The organism is Anaerolineales bacterium (assembly GCA_022866145.1).
In the GTDB taxonomy this organism is placed as follows: Bacteria; Chloroflexota; Anaerolineae; order Anaerolineales; family E44-bin32; genus PFL42.
The window spans coordinates 1-4,027 of record JALHUE010000044.1; the positions used below are offsets into that span (position 1 = coordinate 1).

The 4,027-nt window shown below is 66.8% G+C and carries 3 protein-coding genes; 2 read left to right on the forward strand and 1 reads right to left on the reverse strand.

All coding sequences use genetic code 11. The features are described 5' to 3' along the window. Both MUO23_01325 and MUO23_01330 read left to right on the forward strand, forming a co-directional pair. Nucleotides 1-377 (forward strand): hypothetical protein (locus MUO23_01325; protein MCJ7511592.1); only part of this gene is annotated, 377 nt, incomplete at its 5' end. Nucleotides 378-510: 133 nt separating this feature from the next. Continuing rightward, a complete protein-coding gene (locus tag MUO23_01330; GenBank protein ID MCJ7511593.1) occupies nucleotides 511-3,318 on the forward strand; it encodes a cation-translocating P-type ATPase in 2,808 nt (935 codons plus the stop codon). A 525-nt stretch (nucleotides 3,319-3,843) separates the two neighbouring features. On the opposite strand, the gene MUO23_01335 is transcribed toward MUO23_01330, so the two are convergent. Next, nucleotides 3,844-4,027 (reverse strand): hypothetical protein (locus tag MUO23_01335; GenBank protein ID MCJ7511594.1); only part of this gene is annotated, 184 nt, incomplete at its 5' end.

Sequence of the window (4,027 nt, forward strand, 5' to 3'; positions counted from 1 at the left end):
GGACAGTGATCCGGATGGGCGATGAGCCGCCGGTCAAGGAGCCGATCGATCTGCCTAGAATGGCAGTGGTGTGCCGCGACATGACCCGGCAGGCGCTGCGCGCCCACATGACCGCCGACCCCGACCTGGCGCGCCAGGTCGCGGCGCAGGACGATACCATCGACGGCTTGTACACGCAGGTCTTCCGAGAGTTGCTTACCTACATGATCGAGGATCCCAAGACCACCAGCCGGGCCCTTTTCCTGTTGTTCGCTGGCCACAACCTGGAACGCATCGGCGACCGGGCGACCAACATCGCCGAACGGGTGATCTTCATGACCAGCGGAGTTGTCAAGGAATTGAATCCAGAACCGCTGGACACGATGGATCTCGAGTAGTTCCAGAATTGCAGCCAGGCGTCGCCCGCGTCGCCGTCCCGGCGGGCAAAGACCCCAGTTTGGCGTGATACACTCGCGCTCGAAGCGGCCGCAGGCCGCTCCTCCGCAATCATCTGCTCCGGAGCACGAGCGCATGACGACCGCCTTCAGCCTCGACGACCCCGCTGACGACCAACCGTCGGGGACTTCCCAGGTCTGGCACACACTCGAAGGGTCGGCAGTGCTGCAAGCGCTGCACACCTCGCCGCAGGATGGGCTGACCCCCGAAGAGGCGCGCTCGCGCCTGCAGGCCCATGGGCCGAACGAGCTAGCGGAAGCGCCTCGGCCGGGCCTGCTGCACAACCTGATCGCCCAGTTCAACTCCTTCCTGGTGATCGTGCTGATCGTGGCAGCGGCGATCTCGGCCGTGCTCGGCGATTGGATTGAGGCGGCGGTGATCCTGGCGATCGTCGTACTGAATGCCGTGCTGGGCGTGATCCAGGAGCACCGGGCCGAGCAGGCGCTGACCGCTCTGCGCCGGCTGTCGGCGCCCGAGGCGCATGTGATCCGCGGGGGTCACCGCCAGATCGTGACCGCCGGCGAGCTGGTGCCCGGGGACATCGTGCTGCTCGAAGCCGGCAACTACGTCCCGGCGGACCTGCGCCTGATCGAGAGCGTCAACCTGCGCATCGAGGAAGCTGCGCTGACCGGCGAGTCCGTGCCGGTCGAGAAGGACGCCGGCGTCGTGCTCTTGCAGGACATTAATCTGGGAGACCGGCGCAACACCGCCTTCATGGGCACGCTGGTGAGCTATGGGCGCGGGCGCGGGGTGGTAACGAGCACCGGCATGCTGACGCAGATCGGGCTGATCGCCACGATGCTGCAGTCGGTGCAGCAGGAGGACACCCCGCTGCAGCGCCGTCTCAACCAGTTGGGAAAGGCGCTGGGCTGGGGAACGTTGGCCATCTGTGCGGTGGTCTTCCTCGTCGGCTGGCTGCGCGGCCTGCCGCCGCTAGAGATGTTCATCATTGCCGTCAGCCTGGCCGTGGCGGCTGTGCCGGAAGGCCTGCCGGCGGTGGTCACCGTGACCCTGGCGCTGGGCATGCGCGAGATGATCGCCCGCCATGCGCTGATCCGCCGCCTGTCGTCGGTCGAGACCTTGGGCTCGACCACGGTGATCTGCTCGGACAAGACTGGCACCTTGACCCAGAACCAGATGACCGTCACCCGAGCCTGGGTCGACGGGGCGATGATCGATGTTGGAGCGGGGTCAGCCGACGGGCGCGCCGTGCTACAGCAGTTGGGTCGACCGGTTGAGCTGCAAACGATGCCGGCGCTGGCTACGGCGCTGTGGGTGGCGCTGCTAGCCAATGACGCGGTGCTCGAGCCGGGAGAGGACGATAGCTCGGCGCCGCGCCTGGTGGGTGATCCAACGGAGGCGGCGCTGCTACTGGCTGCCGTGCGCGCCGGAGCCGATCCGGCGGCGATGGGGCTGGCCTATCCGCGCATCCAGGAGGTGCCCTTCGACTCTGGCCGCAAGCGGATGACCACTATCCACACCGTGCGCGATCCACATCCGGAGGACCTGGGTCCGTTCTATGACACCTCGCGGCGCGAGCATACGCTGATCGCCATCAAGGGCGCGCCGGACATCGTGCTCGGGCTGTGTACGCGGCGACAGACGACCGACGATCGTGTGGCCTCCCTGGAGGCTGCCGACCGCCAGCGTGTGCTCCAGGCCAACGACCGGATGACGCAGGATGCCCTACGCGTTCTAGCGGTTGCCTACCGGGTGCAGGATGAGGCGGTGTCGGAAGTGCGCGCCGAGGCAATCGAGCGCGACCTGATCTTCGTCGGCCTGTTCGGCATGATCGATCCGCCGCGCCCCGAAGTGCCGGCGGCCATCCAGCTGGCCCGGCGCGCCGGCTTGCGCTCGGTGATGATCACCGGGGACTTCCCGACGACCGCTCGCGCCATCGCCGAACAGATCGGCCTGATCAGCCCTGGGCATGGCGTGATCACCGGACACGACCTGGACGAAATGGACGACACGGCGCTGGCGGCGGCCGTGATGCAGAACGACGTCTACGCCCGGGTCTCACCGGAGCACAAGACGCGTATCGTCGAGGGATTGAAGGCGAATGGGCATGTGGTCGCCATGACCGGCGACGGGGTGAACGATGCCCCGGCGCTCAAGCGAGCGGATATCGGTGTCGGGATGGGGATTACCGGCACGGATGTGGTCAAGGAGACCGCCGATATGGTGCTGACCGACGACAACTTCGCTAGCATCGTCGCCGCCGTCGAACAGGGCCGCATCATCTACGCCAACATCCGCAAGTTCGTCTTCTACCTGATTTCGTGCAACCTGGCGGAGATCGCGGTCATCTTCGTCGCCGTGTTGGCCGGCCTGCCTTCGCCCCTCACGGCGATCCAGCTATTGTGGCTCAACCTGATCACCGACGGCGCCCCGGCGCTGGCGCTGGGCGTCGAGCGCGGCGATCCCGACATCATGAATCAGCCGCCGCGTCCGCCCTCGGAGCCGATCATCAATCGGGAGATGCGCCTGCACGTGGGGATCCAGACGATCGCCAAGGCCGCCGCCACGCTGACCGCCTACGGGGTAGGCCTGCACCTGCACCCGGAGCAGCCCGAGTTCGCCGAGACGATGGCCTTTGCCACCCTGGCGCTGTCGGAGTTGCTGCGAGCCTACACCTCACGCTCCGAACGGTACTCGGTGTTCAAGATCGGCATCTTCTCCAACCGGGCAATGAACTATGCGGTGCTGCTCTCGCTGGCGCTGACGCTTCCGTTGATCTATGTGCCTGCCCTGCAGCCGATCTTCGACACCGTGGCGCTGGGGTGGAGCCAATGGGCGTTGATCCTTCCGCTGGTTGCCCTGCCGGCCGTCGTGCACGAGCTGACCAAGTGGGGGATTCGAGGCGGGGTCATCCTGCGATGAAGTCTGAGCTGAGGCGCTTTACCCGCGGCTCGATCCTGGGATGTCCCCCGGCTGCCCAGCCCGGGTGACCCGCGGACTCCCTCAACAGCCCGCTTGCCGTCTGCCGCGCCTCGGCTTGCGCCCGTCGGAGCGTCCAACGACCTGAGTTCGCCTGGGCTGCACGCGGCCGCAGCATATCAACCGTCAGTGCGGCGATGTTGGCGCGGATCTGCCGGTGTGCAGCCGCGCCAAGATCCGCTGGATTGAGGGTCACCCGCCTGGACTATACGAATTCGCATGGCGCCGGCGCGCCCCCAATGACGGGCGAGGGTCCATTCCAGCTCGGGGCTACTGTGTGGGGTACGTGCCTGCAAAGCACGGAGTGGCTTCACCGGCCGCGCCTTGGCGCTGAGCGTATCGGCAGTAGGCTGACGCTTCCGGGCGCAAGCGTTCCTGACAGTGTGCGCGGCCCGGGCAGCCGAAGCGAGGCAGGAAGAGGAAACCCCACGCGGGGGAGGTGGAAGGCCAAGCCGCACGGCGGATGCATCAACGCGATTCTGGATCGGGCTCCACCAAGCGGTGGTACAGATCCGGCCGGCGATCGGCCATCAGATCCAGCTCGTACTCGCCGGGGATGAACAGCCGCTCCTTGTGATCGGCGCGGGTCAGGTCGATATCGGCCACCAGCAGCGCCTCGGCCGCCCCGTCGGCCTCCTGCAAGACCTCGCCA

Bases quoted from the DNA above. Each gene is read 5' to 3' on its own strand.
- MUO23_01330 (MCJ7511593.1), top strand. From the start codon at position 511: ATGACGACCGCCTTCAGCCTCGACGACCCCGCTGACGACCAACCGTCG.